The sequence below is a fragment of the uncultured Tateyamaria sp. genome, from assembly GCF_947497045.1.
Taxonomy (GTDB): Bacteria; Pseudomonadota; Alphaproteobacteria; order Rhodobacterales; family Rhodobacteraceae; genus Tateyamaria.
Map to the genome: position 1 here is coordinate 1 of NZ_CANMEU010000004.1, position 17,047 is coordinate 17,047.

A 17,047-nucleotide genomic window follows, 5' to 3' on the forward strand; every position below is an offset into this window, starting at 1 on the left:
CCAAGGGTTACGATGAGCGAAAGACACTCCCTTAGCAAAACAATGCTGTCTGTCTCAAAGGCCGTGACGGGTTACAGTTGTTGATGTGCTGTGATGTCCAAGCTGCTGTAAATGCTTGATTATCATGTTCAGCGGTTCTTGAGTTCTTTAACTCTATGACGCTTTGAACTGACTGTGTTCATGATCTGTGAACTTTGCATGAGTAACATTTACGTAGCCCGCAGCCCACGCAAATATCCAGCACCATCAATGTCGCCTAGCCCGTCAAACACATGCGCGTCGCGCCCTGCATTCAAACCGAGTTTGCGCCTTTCGCCCAAACCCAGTACGTCCAACCAAGCCCGCGTTTTAAGCCGCCGCCATAAAAAATTGCCGCTCAAAGAAGCCATATATCCCAGCTTCCTTCGTCACATATTCCGAACGCTTTTCGACATCACCAATGTCTTTAATGACAACCGAACCACTTTCGCAAAGGTCAGCCCAAGTCTCATCCGCCTTCAGTTGCAGACCAACCAAGTTGCAATAAGGTTTCGTCATCAAACCATGCACGTGTATGTTGCTGTGTTCGTGTTCCACATAAAGCAGACCATCCATGCGCTGCGTCATCGGTTTTTTCGACCAATTCCGCCCCAGCATATGTTCGGCCATCCGCGCCAAAAACGCATGCGTCTTATGCTTCATAAACGCCAAGCTCATCGACCTGTTCGTCGCCAAAGTCAAAAACAGCTGTGTGTCCATCTGCACCGCCATAAGCTGATGCGCACGCCGTAGCGTGTTAAAATCCGTGTAAATTCGTTTCTGCATGACCTCAGTATACGCCATTTTGCACCCCAATCCCTAAATTTAAATGCGCCGAACGTGACGCCGTAATCAGCGCCATCCAACTGCCCGTCTTCGATAAATATATTTATGCAGAGCAGTTGTTTCGCAGCTGCCTAATACGCCAATGGAGCCACAAAATGCGATACAGCGAGATCAACCAAACTGGGCTGCTACAAGACGCCTACCACTGCTACCGACGCAACAACTTGGTGATCTCGCAGCGTAGCTTTTCCCGCCGCATATTGGGCAAACCACCATCTTACTATTCCAGCATGATCGCCCGTAACCGCAAACCATCGCGCCATATGCTGCAAACGCTTTTGTCAGTGACGAAGACCATACTCGCCACGTTCTTGGGAAATCCGCATTTTGGCAAACCATACGCGGTGAACCTAAATCACGCTTACGAAGAGCTAGAAGCCATCGTCGAACAGGTTTCCGTCCAGCTGGATATCGGGTGCGTGGTCGAGAATTTGGAACGGTGATTAAGGTGCAGAATCCTATGGCAAATATCGGCTCTTTTGAGCAGGTTTCGGTTTCTGTTGCTTTTCAATTTGCTGTTGTCCAGCTTCATTGAAACTAACTTTCACAACATCGCCAACCTTCATATTTGACACGAGATCAATGTAACTCGACAGTGAGTTAACCATATCATCTGTGCTTGGCAGTACAGTAAAACCTGCATCAACGATCTTCTTAAAGATGTCTTCAACAAAAATGGTTTTGCCTACAAACACCACTGTCGCAAAATCCACTTTAGACCCGTTGTTAACCGCAACAAAGCGGTTCTGCACACCGTCATTGATTGGCACTACAAAAGATTTTCCAACCGCCTTACCTTGGGCCATTGAATATGGAACCAGCATCTTCTTCGTCAATTTCTCACTCCCATGGTCGGTAATATTTGTGGCGAGTAACATGAGTAGCAATGTCTTTTAGTCGCATGTTTACTGGACTATCCGCACCACCAACCGAAATTGGCGTCAAGTGATCAACATGATAACCTGGCGGCACTTTTCCATTCGCCAAATACTGGTTCATCCACTTTGGTGCTTTTCCGCTAGCACCAAGCTGTTTCAAAAAGAACGATTTTGCAGCTTGACTTCGAACAGTACCTGTTTGAATTCCGTGTGCTTGTTTGTATAGGTCCCAACCTTTGGCAGCATCAGCGCGTGAAACAAACTGGCCTTTTGTAGCAGACTGAAATTGGTTCCACGTTTTCACATCAGTCGAAACCGTTATCGGTTTAACTACGTTATTTGTAGCGCCAGCCCCAAAACCGTCATCAACGCCGGTCCCCGGACGTGACGGTGCGTCCACGTCAGGTGCCACGCCCCGCAACCGCGACACACTGCCTGCGGGCACGACGACGCTTGCAACAACGGTAGCCCCTTTGATGGCATCCTGCACATCGGGCGGAATGCGATCCCAGGTCGTGCTGATCCGATTCCCTGTCGCATTGTCAACATAGCTGATAGCGACATTTGCACCCTCACCCACGGCTTCGACAGCATTCAGAACCGCGGCGGTCTGGTCCGGAAACTGCGACGAGGCAAAGGCCAGGGCCTGCTCACTCCCGGCGGCTGCAACCGAGGATAGCAGGTCATCACCGCGCCCGACCTCGATCAAGCCGTCAATCGGGTTCCCGTTGCCTTCGGCCGTCAAATAGGCCGCGGCGATCAGGATCGGAATCCAGAACGCGTTGTTCTCCGCCGCGTTCACACCCGCGTTTGCCCCGATATTTGCGCTGCCATCGATCGCTGCGGCGGCCAGCCCCCCGGCAAGTTGAGACAGGGAGATCCCGGTTTCTTCCCACCGCTCAGCGTTTGAGCCGATCAATTCAGGGTTCGCCAGCCCGGCGTCCGTATAAAACAGCGCCGTCAACTCACCGGCAAAGGCCCCAACCGCACCGGACGCACATTCATTCGCCGCAACGGCCCCCGCTGCGCATCCAAGGGCCGCATGGGCGATCAACTGGGTTGTGCGATCAATGTCTCCGCTGGCTGCGGCCTGACCGATGTTCTGGGCCACCACAGTGCCCAATACCCCGGACGCCGCATAGCGCAGGTTGTTGACCAGCGCGTCGTCCAACTCTGCGCCCAGAACGACAACCTCAAGGGCCGTATCGACGCTGGCCTGAAGCACTTCGAACTGGAGGTGATAGGCAAGGCGATCCGCAAGCGGCGCCGTGGGCGAAACCCCATTGATGCCCAACGCGCCCGTCAGCTCGGTCGTCAACCCTGCCGACACGATGGCTGTGACCAACCCGCGCAGGCTTTGTTCCGAACCGAGGTCGCGCAGTACGGCCCCGATGTCACCCTGATTGTTGACCAAAGACACTGCCGCCTGATTTGACAGGCTTGTCAGACCGGCATGAATGGCCGTCTCAAGAACAGCCCCCCCTGCGAGGTTGGACGCCAAGGTCGATGCAAGCGCATCGATCCCCGGACCCAAAGCCCATGTGGTGACGGCGGTAATGACCAGTGCGCCTGCTTCGGTCAGCCCCTGAGATTCGTAATCCCATTCCTGAAACGACGTCTCGACCCGTTGCCATTCGACATTGTCGAGGTCCCGGACATTCGCCATCCATTCCAGGCCCGGCGCAGCGGCCAATTGCGCAATGCCCGCATCCAGATCACCGGTCGTGGTGTATTCCACGATGACGTTCTGGCCCGACATGATCTGCACATCGCCGGTGGCGGTGATCCGCGTGAAGGTGCGGGTCGTCTCGTGCGTGCCCTCGTCGGCCTCGTTCCACCAGAAGATGTCCTTTTCCTTGAGCTGGTCGCGCTCGAAGGTGCTGTCTTGCGTCGTCAGGATCGAGACCTGACCGTTCTCGGCAGACAGTGACACCGTGCCCCCACTGGTGATCTCGGGAGCGACAACATCAACGTCCCCGCGCCGTGCAAGGACAGTAACGTCGCCGCCTGCTGAGATGGTGGTGTCCAGGGTCGTGATCTGCTGGTTGTTACGATCAATTTCCGTATCGTTGCCGAACAGGCCGCCCGTTTCGATATCAAGGCGGAAGTCATCCTGTCGCGTGTTCTGCACGGATGAGACGATGATGTCGCGTTCGGCCCCGAACGTCACATCCGATCCCGCAGCGATTTCGGCACCTTCAATCCGCAAATCGCGCCCCGCGTCCACGTTGACATTCTGGCCCGCGGTCACGCGACCCAGATCAGAGTCGCGGCTAAAGCTGTTGTCAAACCCGTCGTCAAAGGACTGTTCGCGGCGCGTCTCGCGGGTTCCGGCCCCGATGGAAACATCGCCCCCGGCAGCAATCGTGACATCACGCCCTGCATCAAAATCCCCCGCCTCGGAAGTGACGTCATTGCTCGCTTCCACGGTCACGTCTTGATCGGCCTCGATCTGCGCTCTGTCCTGGGCGCGATCGCGGATCCCAAATTCGGTCTCGTCCCGGATCACCGCGGTCGAATTTTCGACATCGGTTGCGGCGATATCCACGTTGCGCCCCGAAACCTGCCCCGAGACGTTGGCAAAGCGCCCGTCCGCCTCCAGCGCCACATCACCGTCAGAGGTGATTTGCCCCCCGATATTAAGCAGGTCTGACGACGCCGCGATGCGCACCTCATCAGTGCCGGAAATGCGCCCCGCGTTCAGCAGCGTGTCTGCGGACAGATCGACGTCAGGTGCATTGATTTGCGCGCTGGCAAGCGACACGGCCCCGGTATCATTTGCGCCCAGATAGACCACGGGCACCAAAACGGTCTGCCCGTCGATCACACGCTCTTCGGGCCAGATGATTGTGTCGGACAGGGCCGCCACCTGATCTGGTGTCAACGCGATGCCGGGGGAAAGCTCAAGCTGTCCCTCAGCAGCCAAGGCGTTGGAATAGAGCTGTTTGATCAGCGCAGCCAGCGCCTCCGGGTCCTGCGCGGCACGCCGTCCTGTGAGGGCAAACAACTGTTCCTGGATCAGGCGCGCTTCGACATAGGCATCGCCAAACAGACGCTGCGTGAGGTCAGCGTCGAACCCCCCGAGGCGTTCAAGGAAGGATGCAGAGGACACAAACCGACTGATGTCGATGAACTCCGAACGCGTTTCGATCAGAAACGGGCTGTCGGGGCTGCGCGAGGGTTGAAACAGGGCGGACCGGCCAAGGATCACGTTGGGATTGACCTGACCGATCAGCGGGGGCGCCGCAAGGGCACGACCACCCGAGGCCAGCCCCACCTGACTTGCACCGGAGCGCACCGCATCGTTGCTCAGATATCCACTGACTGTGGCATTCACGCGGCCACCCGCTTCGATAGAGGCAAAGATCGCGCCGTTGGTCGCCGTTTCTGAGCGGTCATTCGTGCGGGTCAGATAGCGCGTCTTGCGGTTGAGGCAGAAGCCAAAGATCCGCCGCGCGCAGTAACGCTGGCTGTAATAGGATACGGTGCTGGTCTGGACAACTTCGAGGAGGTCCTGCCCGGTATTGGCGACCGTCCCCGCCGTCAGGGTCACATCGCCATTGGCCGAAATTTCACTGTATTGGTTGGTGATTGTATCCGCGTCGATGGTAACGTCCGTGCCGGCCAGAATGCGGGCCGGGGCGTCGGTGCTGGTATCCGCCATCATCCGTGTCGTCGTGATGGTCTCAACTACGCGGTAGGTGCCGCCTGGGTGACTGATATCTGGGAAATCGGCGACGGTGCCTTCGCGGGTTGCGACAGTGACCTCTGGTATCAGCGTGGGCAAAGGCTGGGTGTTTTCGACGCTGACGGCCGCAATGATGATGCTGCCCACAATGGCCTCGATATTCGCAGACCGGTTTGCAACCGCTGCCGCACGCGCCGTGCTCAATCCACGGATTGCGATGCTGTCCTCGGCGAGGATGTCCGCAAAGACGTTGGACAGCACACCGTCGAGGCCGATGTTCAGGTCGGTACCGGAGTAGAGCAAGCCAGTGTTTGTGATGTCATTGCCCACCGACAAGGTGACCGCTCCATCGGATGCACCCAAAGGCCCCTCGTTCACCATGTCAGTTGCTGTGGCCGTCAGGCCGGTGGAGGCAACAACAGACCCGGTGTTGACCAATGCCGTACCGGCGCGCAGATCAACGGTTGTGCCCGCGTCCAATGCGCCGCTGATATCCAGCCCCAACGCCGCGCTCAGCGCCAATGCGCCTTGCGTCGAAATATCACCGTCCTGAGTCAGATCCCCCGAACGGGCTATGACGTTAACCGGGCCGACCGCTTCAATGTTGCCAGTGGTGGCAAGAGTGGTGGCATCAACACTGACTTCTCCGCCCGCGCGCACCGTACCGCCCGTGATCGCAAGCGCATCCGGGCTCGACAGGGTAACATCGCCGCCCACGGTGAGGGTCCCGCGATCCGCCGAAAAGTCTTCGGTCTCGATATCCAGATTGCCGCCGACATTCAGGGCCTCGCCATCACTGGACTGGCTGATATCTATGGTTGCCGCATTCAGGCGCGCATCACTGGAGGCCAGCAGTTGCGCATCAACGGCCGCCAAATTGGTTGTCGTGATGTCCAACGCGCCGGGGGCACCGAATGTGCCATCCGCCGTCAGACCAGCCGCCGCAACAGCACCCGTCCCCAAGCTGACGGTACTCGCGTCAATGCTCAGATCGCGACCTGCAATCACCAGCGCATCATCCGCCAGATCAGCAGATATGCCGGTCAGCTCAATGGCGTCTTCGGAGAACAGCGATGTTTGGACCTGCACCTGAGCGGTGTTGGACCGTACACGGACCGCCCCGCTGGACTGGGCCTGTCCGATGATCAACCGCCCGTCGGCCGTCAAGGTCATGCCGCCAGCGTTTGCGCTCATCTCACGCGGGGCGCGAACGCCCACGCCAGTCTCGGTCGACAGCAACGAAATGCGACCGGCATAAAGCCCGCCCACTGCGGTGCTATCAATTGCAAAGGCAGAGGCGGCGCTGCCATCATCAGTCAGCGCCGTGGCCTCCCCACTTTGATAATTAAACGCATTGCGCCCTGCGGTGACACGCACGTTTTGCCCAACTACGGGACCGTCAAAGGTCACCCCGCGCGAGATGATATCGAACAGGCGCACACTGCCCAGATCAGCACCGTCCGGCCCAAAGGTGATCTGCCCCTGATCGACGGTGAACCCTTGCAAGACGCCGCCACTGATATCGGGTGTACCTGTTGTGAGCGTGACGCGTGGGGTGCGGATGAACCCGCAGCCATTGCACGAAATGCCGTTCGGGTTCGCGACGATGACATCGGCAGACTGCCCCGCCACCTCAATGACCCCTGACAGGTCAGACCGGTTCGCACTGACAACCTCGTTGAGGATGACACGCGCCGGGCCCGAGCCTGCAAGGTTTGCGTTGCCAGGAATGACCCCGCCAAGCTGGGATGAGCCAAAATTGCCCGCCTGGTTGTTGAGAATGAGGCCTTGGGCATCGACGTTGAAGTCTTCGTAGGTGTTGTGCGACAGCCCTTGGGCATTGGGGGTCGCGATATTGGCAAGGGGGACCCCATTGGGGGCCGTATCCACATTCAGCCCCCCCGCCGCGCCGGCGGATGGCACGGTTTGGGCCAGCAACGGCTGAACGGTCAGAACCGCAATCGACAGCACTGAGGTAACGCGGTGCACCGCGCGTGCAATGGATTTGCGCAGGCCGATCTTTGGCGATTTGAGGGGATTTCGAATAGCCATAGCCTAAAAACTCCACCGTGCTTGAATCGTAAACAAACCGCTCTTGGAAAACTCCGCCGGATCAGGCCCGTCAATGATACGACCATAGAGCGCATCAATGCTGAAATTCGGCCCCGTCAGCGTTGTTCCAACCGCATAGGAAATCAACGTCTCATCATCTATCCCGAACTCGGTTTCGCCAAAGGCATGGCCAAAGTCGAAACCGACATACGGTGTCAAAAAGACATTTTCGCCGAGTTCTACGGCGTTGGGAAGACTGATTGTATTGATAAGCTGAACACCGCTATTGCCAAACAACAAACTGTCGCGGCTGCCGCGCACACTCGAAAATCCACCACTCGAAAACTGTTCCGAGCCAAACAGGCTGTCGCCCGAATATTGCCCCGAAAACCGCGATGACAGAAAGACGGATTGCCCACCAATGTCCCAATTGCGCCGGTAAGACGCCTCGATCAGCAAGGCGGTATATTGCGCTTTGGGTGAGCCGGGTGGCGCGGTATCATCATCAAAGGCATCAAAGATATCAAGCCCTTGGCGCAAGGTTACAACCGCGTCCAACTGCCCGCCAAAGGCAGCTTGAGAGCGACGCACATAGGCGTCCAGAACGCTCAGCCGTCGCGAGGCCGTATCAATCACAGTGCCAAGAATAAGGTTCTCATTGTCGTTCCAGCGCAAGGTCACACCCGCGTCCCAACGCCCGGACTCTGAAATTGACAGCAGCCGTTCCGCTGACAGTTGTATGGTCAGATTTTCGCCAGACGCCTCGATCGGCGTTGTCAGGCCAAGGATATCGATCACGTAATCTGACGCGCTGATCGAACCTCCAAAGGTCCAGAATCCGAACGGAATGGACCCGGACAGGCTGTAGGCATTGCCAACGGGACTTGATACACCAAAGGACAGCGGAGAGGACTCCATGCTGCGCTGCAACGAAAACAACCAGCTGTCGTTCAGCCCAAGCAGGTTTTCATAACCGAGGGTCAGCCCGAAATTGAACTTGCCGGTGACGCTGGTGCCGCGATTGTCCAGCGCGATTGTCCCGCTCCATTGTTTGTCCTGCGCGACATTCACCGTCACAACGGTATCACCCGGTGCATCGCCAGGGCTGAGTTCACTGACGGCATCGCTTGAGCCCAAGCGGTTTATCTGCGCCAGCCCTTGCTCCAGCTGCGGCAGTCTCAGCGGTTCGCCCGCAAGGCCCGGAAATGCAGTGATCTGGCGCCCTTTGACCGGGGTGCCGTTCTGCAACACGACCACGTCCGAGACCTGACCTTCGATGACCGCAATATCAAGAACGCCGTCTGACAGATCCTGTTCGGGCAAAAAGGCCCGGGCCGCCACGTAACCTGCGTCGATATACGCAAGCGTGACGGTTTCCAGAATGTCGTTCAGCCCCTCAAGCCCCAGGCACCCAAGCGTTGGCGCGATCTCGCTTTGCAACGCCGCCTCGTCGATCAAAGTGAGACCGCTGAAATCCACCCGCTCGATATCGATGCAGATCTGCGCCGCAGCCGGTCCACCGGACAAGAGCACGGCAAAAGCTGCGCGTCCCGCCACCTTCTGAAACGTGGCACTATTCATAAGACGCCCGCGCCTTTTCAAAGGCCGCCATCGCGGCGGTAAATCCGCGCAGGGAAAAGCTGACCCTGACCGTTTCGCCCTCGACAAGGCTCATTGCGGTTTCGGCAGTCAGACCGCTTTGGAGCTGACGCAAAAGCCGATCATTCAGCACAATCAGCACCCAGCATCCGGCCTGATTGCAGTTGCGATACCGAACCCGCCTTTCGTTCTGACCATCAATCCGCAGCCCGAAATCCGCAGGAAGGAAAACATCGATGGGGACCTGAACAAGCAAGACAAGACCCTCATCCGATGGCGCAACAGACACGGCCATGACGTCTTGGGTCTTGCCCTCGTGCGCAATTTGGACACGCTGCCAGACGCGGCAGGTTTCAGAAGCTTGCGCAGTGCAGGTCACGCGCCAGTCTTCGAACTCTTGCGGAACGGACCAATCAACCGTGTCCTGGGCAAGCGCATGAAAGGGCCAGCTCAATATAAAGAACGCCAGCGATATAAAGCGCTTAGACATCATGTACCCACCACACATACCACAACTGATCGCCGAAGCTCACCACTTTGGAATCGCCGTATTTTCCACCCGCCCCAGTGCAGGCGACTTACTATTTCATATAACCGCAAACCCGGCGGCCTCTGCCACTTGGGCTGCATCTGTCGCAAAGAGTGCGCGCGTTATTGCCACTGAGGGTTGTCAAAATCGGCATCAATTGGCGCACGGAGCGGCAGGTCAAGAAAGAGTGGTGCAGGTGAGAGGAAAACCCCAGAACCTACACGGCCTCAAGTCGCCGCAGGTGGTCGATCACTAGAAGCTGGTGCGGGCGGTGGGACTCGAACCCACACGGGGCGAGGCCCCAACAGATTTTAAGTCTGGTATGTCTACCATTCCATCACGCCCGCATGCGCCCTTGTTAGGCAATCGGGCGGTACACCTCAAGGGTGTCTCAGATATCTTCGCCGTTTGGCCCCAACGCAGCCCCCTTGGCCAGCAATCCCCGCTCCGACAGCCACGGATTGTTTTCCACGGCTGCCAAAAGCTGAAGGCGTGCTTCGGCTCTTCGGCCCAAGTTCATCAGCGTCAGCGCGCGCCCTGATTGAGCCGCCACATGACGCGGCGACAGGGCAAGGGCCGCATCCAGATCCGTCAACGCAGCCTCGAAATTTCCACCCAAAAAGTTGCTGAAGGCGCGTTGGTTGTACCCTTCGGCATAGTCGGGACAGTAGGTGACAAGCTGGTCGAACGTAGCGACAGCCCCCGTCAGATCAAAATTGTTGCGCTGGCGCATGCCCCGGTCCAGCACCTCCTGGGCCGCAGCATCCGGTGCACGCAGCCACACTTGCCACATCTGATCCGAAATCGGACGCCCTGCCTGTTCATCCGGCGCGGCTCGCGCGGCTTCGATCAAGCTGGACAATTCATCGGAATAGTCAGGCACATCAGGGCACGTCTCGGCCAAGGCGGGGGCGGCAAAGGCCAGCGAAAGCAAAATGTGTTTCATGCCCTGAATGATGCGCCACATAGGCCGCAGGTCAAGTACATACCCGCTAGGGTCAATCAATGCCGGGCAACATGACCTCCTTCACCGCTTCCATTGCCACGAAGGTTGAGGTGGAGGCCACAAAGGGCAACGTCGAAATCACATCCCCCAGAAAGGCGCGATACTGCGCCATGTTCCGGGTGCGTATCTTGAGCAGATAGTCGAAATTACCCGCGATCATATGGGCCTGTTCAATCTCGGCAACCTGTTGAACGGCCTCGTTAAATGCCTTCAACGCCGCCTCGCGGGTATCACTGAGGCGTACTTCGACAAAAGCGACGTGATCAAGCCCCAACAGGATCGGGTCCAGCAGGGCGCGATAGCCCATAATGACGCCCGTTGCCTCAAGCCGTCGCACCCGGGCCTGGGTCGGGGATTTGGACAAACCGATGCGGGCGGCAAGGTCGGTGACGCTCATCCGCCCATCCTCGGCCAAGGCGACCAGAATCGCCTGATCAAACGCATCAAGCCCAGACAGGCGGGATGACTTTGATTTCATCTTATTTTCATCCATATGATCTGCATTGACTGACAATTTCGACGAAATTCACTTTCCAGACCCTGTTACACTGATCAAAGTGGAAAAGGGAATGCACAATGGCACGTGATACAGCTGAAGACTTGGCAACCGCATTGGATACGGGCATGTATGGCGACCCTAACGCTACGTTGTCTGATCTGATCCAGCTTGCCGATCTGTCACCGCGGGATCGCGCCGAAATCTGCACTCAGGCCGCCGACCTTGTGACCGGCATCCGCACCAGCGCCGCTCCGGGTTTGATGGAGGTGTTTCTGGCCGAATACGGCCTGTCCACCGACGAAGGTATTGCGCTGATGTGTCTGGCCGAGGCGTTGTTGCGGGTGCCGGATGCGGACACGATTGATGCGCTGATCGAAGACAAGATCGCCCCCTCGAACTGGGGCAGGCATATGGGGCACTCGACCTCAAGCCTTGTGAACGCCTCGACCTGGGCACTGATGCTGACCGGACGCGTATTGGATGATGACCAACCCGGGCCGATCAAGCACTTGCGCGGCGCAGTCAAGCGCTTGGGCGAACCTGTTATCCGGGCCGCCGTCAGCCGCGCGATGAAGGAAATGGGCCGCCAGTTTGTGCTGGGCGAAGACATTGACCGCGCCATGGACCGCGCGGCGGGGATGGAGGCCAAGGGCTTCACCTATTCCTACGACATGCTTGGCGAGGCGGCGCTGACGGATGCGGATGCACGCCGTTATCATCTCAGCTATTCGCGCGCGATCTCAGCGATTGCACGGGCCTGCACAAGTGCCGATATTCGCGAAAATCCAGGCATTTCGGTCAAACTCTCGGCCCTGCACCCCCGCTACGAGCGCGCCCAAGAGACCCGCGTGCTGCGCGATCTGGTGCCACGCCTGCGCTCGCTTGCGATGCTGGCGAAATCCGCAGGCATGGGGCTGAACGTCGATGCCGAAGAGGCGGATCGGCTGTCCCTGTCCCTTGAGGTGATCGACGCGGTGATGGGCGATGACGCGCTTGAAGGATGGGATGGGTTCGGCATCGTCGTGCAGGCCTATAGCCCGCGCGCAGGTGCCGCAATCAAGGCTGTCTATGACATGGCCAGCCGCCATGACCGCAAGATCATGGTCCGGCTGGTCAAGGGGGCCTATTGGGACACCGAGATCAAACGTGCGCAGGTCGAGGGAATGGACGGGTTTCCCGTCTTCACCCGCAAGCCCGCCACCGACGTGTCCTACATCGCCAACGCGCGGCGCTTGCTTGGCATGACCGACCGCATCTATCCGCAATTCGCCACGCACAATGCGCACACAGTGGCTGCGATCCTGCATATGGCCGACGGGCAGCCTTACGAATTTCAACGTCTTCACGGGATGGGCGAGGCGCTGCACACCATCGTGTTGCGCAAGCATAGCACGCGCTGCCGGATCTATGCACCTGTCGGGGCGCACAAGGATCTGTTGGCCTATCTGGTGCGGCGCTTGTTGGAAAACGGGGCCAATTCCAGCTTTGTGAACCAAATCGTGGATGAGGACGTGCCCCCCGAAGTCGTTGCAGCGGACCCATTTGCGGCCCTGGCAGAGGCGAGCATCACTATCCCCACCGGCCCGGCCCTGTTTGCGCCTGAGCGCCCCAATTCCATCGGCTTTGATCTGACGCATACGCCCACATTGGCGCACATTGAGGCGGCCCGTGACCCGTTCCGCGCGCATCGGTGGACAGCAGCGCCACTGACCGTGCACCCAACCGACGGAGCGGCACACCCGGTCATAAACCCCGCCAATCCCGATGACATCGTGGGCCATGCCACGTCTGCAACCGCCGAGACGGTCACGCGCGCTTATGCCGACGCCCAGCCATGGGCTGTACCACTGCGCGAACGACATGCGGTATTGAATGCAGCGGCGGACCTTTATGAGGCGCAGTTTGGCGAAATCTTTGCCCTGTTGGCGCGCGAGGCAGGCAAAACCCTTCCAGACGCCGTTGCCGAACTGCGTGAAGCGGTTGATTTCCTGCGCTATTACGCGACCCAAGCCACAGATGACGCGCCCGCAGGTACTTTTGTGTGCATCTCGCCCTGGAACTTTCCACTGGCGATTTTCACGGGTCAAATTGCAGCCGCCCTCGCGGCAGGCAACGCGGTACTGGCCAAACCCGCCGCCCAAACACCGCTGATCGCGCACCGCGCGATCTCGATCCTGCATGAGGCGGGCGTCCCGCTCAGCGCGCTGCAACTTTTGCCCGGCGACGGCGATGTGGGTGCGGCCCTCACGGCGGATGGGCGCACCAATGGCGTGGCCTTTACCGGGTCGACAGCCACCGCCTTGCGCATCCGCGCAAGCCTTGCCAAACACGCGGCCCCCGGCACCCCGCTGATCGCCGAGACCGGCGGGTTGAACGCGATGATCGTGGACAGCACCGCCCTGCCCGAACAGGCGGTGCGCAGCATCGTGGAAAGCGCGTTTCAGTCCGCAGGCCAGCGATGTTCCGCGCTGCGCTGCCTCTATGTGCAGGACGATATCGCGCCCGCCTTCACCGAGATGCTGATGGGGGCGATGGACGCACTGGCCATCGGCAACCCGTGGGACTTGCCTACCGATGTGGGGCCCGTGATCGACTCCGAGGCCCGCCAAGGCATCGATGCGCACATCGCCGCTGCCCAAACTGAGGGCCGTGTACTGCACCGCCTCAAAACACCCACTGACGGCGTGTTTGTCGCGCCCACTCTGATCAAGGTGGATGGCATCGGTGATATTGAACGCGAAGTCTTTGGCCCCGTTTTGCACCTGTGTACCTTCAAATCCCGCGATCTGAATCGGGTGATCGATGATATCAACGCGACGGGCTATGGGCTGACATTCGGGTTGCACACCCGCATCGACGACCGCGTGCAGCACGTGTCAGATCGGATCCTGGCGGGGAACATCTATGTGAACCGCAACCAGATCGGCGCGATTGTTGGCAGCCAACCTTTTGGCGGAGTTGGACTTTCCGGCACAGGGCCGAAAGCGGGCGGGCCAGACTATCTTTCGCGGTTCCGCCAAGGCCGCATCACATCACAGGCAGACACATGGGCAAACGACGCCGCCCTACCCACACTGCCAACGCCACCGCACTCCAGCTTTGGCGACACGCCTTTGCCCGGGCCAACGGGCGAATCCAATGTATTGAGCCACCGCGTCCGCCCGGCCATCCTGTGCGCCGGCCCGGGTCCCGATGCTGCCGCAAAGCAGGCAGAGGCGATCACCAAATTGGGCGGTCAGGCGGTGCAAGCCACCGGTCAGATCAATCCCGCAAACCTGACGGACGGCCCGGCCTATGGCGGTGTCCTGTGGTGGGGAGACGCCGAAACGGGGCGCGCCATGGCCTGTGCCCTTGCCGCCCGGCAGAGTGCCATCATTCCGCTGATCACAACCATGCCGGACCGCGCACATGCCACAGTCGAGCGGCATATCTGCGTGGACACAACCGCCTCGGGTGGCAACGCGGCACTGTTGGGGGCGGCCAGCTAGGCCGCGCTCTGCCGGATCGCATTCTGCCAGATGATTAACAGGGGCACGGCCAGTTCCAGCGCCATCGCCCCTGACATGATCGCATCCGGCTGACCCACGGTGACCCAGGACAACACGCGCCCCAACCCGCCCACGAAGATGGCAAGCGCGATCATGCGAAACAACGCGACCTCGCGATCAATCCGCGGGATCGCATACCAGACCATCACCGCCAGCCCGAAATAGATACCCGATTGATACCGAAACTGGCTGTCTATGGCGGCGTTTATCGCCTCGGGCGGCAAAAACGCGCGCCCCACTCGATGGTTCAGGACCCCGTAAAAACGGGTATCAGGCTCAGCACCCCCACGACGATCTATAGTCCAGGTTTCATGCACGGCTTTCCTTGTCAGACACACACCATATAGTACGGATAACGCACCATATCAATTCTGAACTACATGACGCAACCACTTGACCCGCCCGTGTGACTGACACAGCCTGCGCACATGTTTCCCATCCGTGATCACAATCCATCCGGGCGCACGCCCTACGTCACCTACATGCTGCTTGCGGCCAATATTGGCATGTTCATTTCCTATGTCGGCCTGTTTGACGATGCGCGCGCGATCAACGCCTTCTTCAACGCCTATGCGATCCTGCCTGCACGCATCTCGACCGGAGACGGATTTCAGACGCTTGTCACATCCATGTTCCTGCATGGCGGCTGGATGCACCTGATCGGCAATATGCTGTTTTTATGGATTTTCGGCGACAACGTGGAGGACGAGATGGGGCATCTGCCCTTCCTTGGCTTTTATCTTGCCACAGGCATTGCCGCAGGGCTGATCCACGTGGTGTCGGCCCCCTATTCGCTTGTTCCCACCGTCGGGGCATCGGGTGCGATTGCAGGGGTCATGGGGGCCTACCTGCTGCTGTTTCCGCGCGCACGGGTGGATATCTTGCTGTTTTTGGTCGTGTATTTCAGGGTTTTCCCGATCCCCGCGTGGATCATGCTTGCCGTGTGGTTTGCGATGCAATTCATGGGCGGGCTTGGTTCTGATCCGCAGGCGGGCGGGGTCGCCTATTGGGCGCATGCGGGTGGCTTTGTTGCAGGGCTGATCCTGACCGCACCGCTCTGGCTGCGCCTTGGCGGGTCCACATTCTGGGAGCGCACCCACGGGCGGCCACCCCATCCCGAGGCGGTCTATGCCCGCTCCAGCATTCCCAGGGTGCGCCGATGAAAGCGTCCTGCCACTGTGGCGCAGTTGTGCTTGAGGTCACGCTGAGCGAGGGGCTTGGCACGGCGGGGCGCTGTGATTGTTCGTTCTGTGCCCGGCGCGCTGCCCCTGCGGTCACGGCCCCAAAGGACGGCGTGCAGATCATCCAAGGTGGCGATGCGCTGACGACCTACACATGGGGCACCAAGACCGCCAAACACCATTTCTGCAAAATCTGCGGGATTTACATGTACCACAATCGCCGCTCGAACCCGGACGAGATCGGGGTGAACATGGGCACGCTCGAGGGGGTGAACCCGGCCCGCTTTGAACCCATCCCATGGGCAGACGGGATCAACCACCCGTCCGATCGCAAGCCCTAGAGGCGGACAAGCTTGGCCAACTGGGCAAACAGCCCCTCATTGGCACAGATGATCTCGCCATCTTCCAGAATATCCTTGCCGGGCGTCAGCGGCTCGACCAGCCCGCCCGCTTCGCGCACGATCAACAAGCCAGCGGCGATATCCCACGCATTCAGACGGCGTTCCCAATAGCCATCATAGCGGCCCGCGGCCACATAGGCCAAATCCAACGCCGCCGCCCCAAACCGACGCACCCCCGAACAGGCCGGCATGACGCGGGCAAGCTCCTTAAGCGTCTCAGGCAGATCGGAGCGCCCGCCAAATGGCAGGCCCGTCGAAAACAGCCCCTCGATCATCTTGTTGCGTCCCGACACACGTAGCCGGGTGTCGTTCATAAAGGCGCCCTGCCCTTTTTCGGCAAAGAACATCTCGTCCTTGGCCGGGTCGTAAACGACGCCCGCAACCACCTGCCCTTTGTGTTCGAGCGCGATGGACACCGCCCAATGGGGCAGCCCGTGCAGAAAGTTGGTGGTTCCGTCCAGGGGGTCGACGATCCAGCGGCGGGTGGGATCCTCGCCGTCGGCTTCACCCCCCTCTTCGGCCAGCCAGCCATAGGTGGGCCGAGCGGTGCGCAACTCGTCACGGATGATCTCTTCGGCGGCGATATCGGCTTTGGAGACGAAGTCACCTGCACCCTTCATCGACACTTGAAGGTTTTCAACCTCGCGAAAGTCCTTGACCAGCGACCGGCCCGCCTTGCGCGCGGCCTTCATCATAATGTTCAGATTTGCGCTGCCTTGCATGAGGTCTCTCCGAGGGATGAGGGGGCCAAAGCCGCGCTATACGCCCCATGGATGCCCTTGCCAAGGGGGGCATGGGGTGT

At 59.1% G+C, this 17,047-nt stretch carries 13 protein-coding genes and 1 tRNA gene; 4 read left to right on the forward strand and 10 right to left on the reverse strand.

Annotation, left to right across the window (positions count from 1 at the left end; genetic code table 11):
* Positions 1 to 348: 348 nt before the first annotated feature.
* Positions 349 to 822 carry a hypothetical protein gene (locus Q0859_RS09465; protein WP_299150233.1) on the reverse strand — a complete coding sequence of 158 codons (474 nt, stop codon included), beginning with the start codon at positions 820 to 822 and terminating at the stop codon, positions 349 to 351.
* Positions 823 to 959: 137 nt separating this feature from the next.
* Here Q0859_RS09465 and Q0859_RS09470 point away from each other — a divergent pair, with 137 nt between their 5' ends.
* Positions 960 to 1,307, forward strand: coding sequence for a hypothetical protein (locus tag Q0859_RS09470; RefSeq protein ID WP_299150235.1), 348 nt, complete (start codon positions 960 to 962; stop codon positions 1,305 to 1,307).
* 15 nt (positions 1,308 to 1,322) lie between these two features.
* Here the strand turns inward: Q0859_RS09470 and Q0859_RS09475 are convergent, their stop codons facing one another.
* From Q0859_RS09475 to Q0859_RS09505, 7 genes are all read right to left on the reverse strand, one after another.
* Positions 1,323 to 1,700, reverse strand: a complete 378-nt coding sequence (locus Q0859_RS09475; RefSeq protein ID WP_299150239.1) for a hypothetical protein — start codon at positions 1,698 to 1,700, stop codon at positions 1,323 to 1,325.
* A 4-nt stretch (positions 1,701 to 1,704) separates the two neighbouring features.
* A complete protein-coding gene (locus Q0859_RS09480; protein ID WP_299150242.1) occupies positions 1,705 to 7,482 on the reverse strand; it encodes a DUF637 domain-containing protein in 5,778 nt (1,925 codons plus the stop codon).
* Between the two features lie 3 nt (positions 7,483 to 7,485).
* Entirely contained in the window at positions 7,486 to 9,063 is a 1,578-nt protein-coding gene (locus tag Q0859_RS09485; protein ID WP_299150244.1) for a ShlB/FhaC/HecB family hemolysin secretion/activation protein, read from the reverse strand.
* Positions 9,056 to 9,535, reverse strand: a complete 480-nt coding sequence (locus tag Q0859_RS09490; protein WP_299150247.1) for an invasion associated locus B family protein — start codon at positions 9,533 to 9,535, stop codon at positions 9,056 to 9,058. Before Q0859_RS09490 ends, Q0859_RS09485 begins: the two co-directional genes overlap by 8 nt.
* A gap of 335 nt (positions 9,536 to 9,870) precedes the next feature.
* A tRNA-Leu gene (locus Q0859_RS09495) sits at positions 9,871 to 9,957 on the reverse strand.
* 44 nt (positions 9,958 to 10,001) lie between these two features.
* The gene (locus Q0859_RS09500; RefSeq protein ID WP_299150250.1) at positions 10,002 to 10,556 is read right to left on the reverse strand and encodes a hypothetical protein; all 555 of its coding nucleotides are present in this window, start codon (positions 10,554 to 10,556) and stop codon (positions 10,002 to 10,004) included.
* A gap of 52 nt (positions 10,557 to 10,608) precedes the next feature.
* Positions 10,609 to 11,094 (reverse strand): Lrp/AsnC ligand binding domain-containing protein, encoded by a 486-nt coding sequence (locus Q0859_RS09505; RefSeq protein ID WP_299150252.1) that lies wholly within the window; start codon positions 11,092 to 11,094, stop codon positions 10,609 to 10,611.
* A gap of 98 nt (positions 11,095 to 11,192) precedes the next feature.
* Between Q0859_RS09505 and putA the strand changes: the two genes are divergently transcribed.
* Positions 11,193 to 14,603 carry a bifunctional proline dehydrogenase/L-glutamate gamma-semialdehyde dehydrogenase PutA gene (putA, locus tag Q0859_RS09510; protein ID WP_299150254.1) on the forward strand — a complete coding sequence of 1,137 codons (3,411 nt, stop codon included), beginning with the start codon at positions 11,193 to 11,195 and terminating at the stop codon, positions 14,601 to 14,603.
* Here putA and Q0859_RS09515 read toward each other — a convergent pair.
* Complete coding sequence (locus tag Q0859_RS09515; protein WP_299150256.1) at positions 14,600 to 14,980, reverse strand: DUF4345 domain-containing protein; 381 nt, start codon at positions 14,978 to 14,980, stop codon at positions 14,600 to 14,602. The genes putA and Q0859_RS09515 overlap by 4 nt on opposite strands.
* A gap of 111 nt (positions 14,981 to 15,091) precedes the next feature.
* Between Q0859_RS09515 and Q0859_RS09520 the strand changes: the two genes are divergently transcribed.
* Together Q0859_RS09520 and Q0859_RS09525 are read left to right on the forward strand one after the other, a co-directional pair.
* Positions 15,092 to 15,826: a rhomboid family intramembrane serine protease gene (locus tag Q0859_RS09520; protein ID WP_299150258.1), complete on the forward strand. Its 735-nt coding sequence runs from the start codon at positions 15,092 to 15,094 to the stop codon at positions 15,824 to 15,826.
* Positions 15,823 to 16,185, forward strand: coding sequence for a GFA family protein (locus Q0859_RS09525; protein ID WP_299150260.1), 363 nt, complete (start codon positions 15,823 to 15,825; stop codon positions 16,183 to 16,185). Before Q0859_RS09520 ends, Q0859_RS09525 begins: the two co-directional genes overlap by 4 nt.
* On the opposite strand, the gene Q0859_RS09530 is transcribed toward Q0859_RS09525, so the two are convergent.
* On the reverse strand, positions 16,182 to 16,967 hold the full coding sequence (locus tag Q0859_RS09530) for an inositol monophosphatase family protein (RefSeq protein WP_299150263.1): 786 nt from the start codon (positions 16,965 to 16,967) through the stop codon (positions 16,182 to 16,184). The genes Q0859_RS09525 and Q0859_RS09530 overlap by 4 nt on opposite strands.
* Positions 16,968 to 17,047 lie beyond the last annotated feature (80 nt).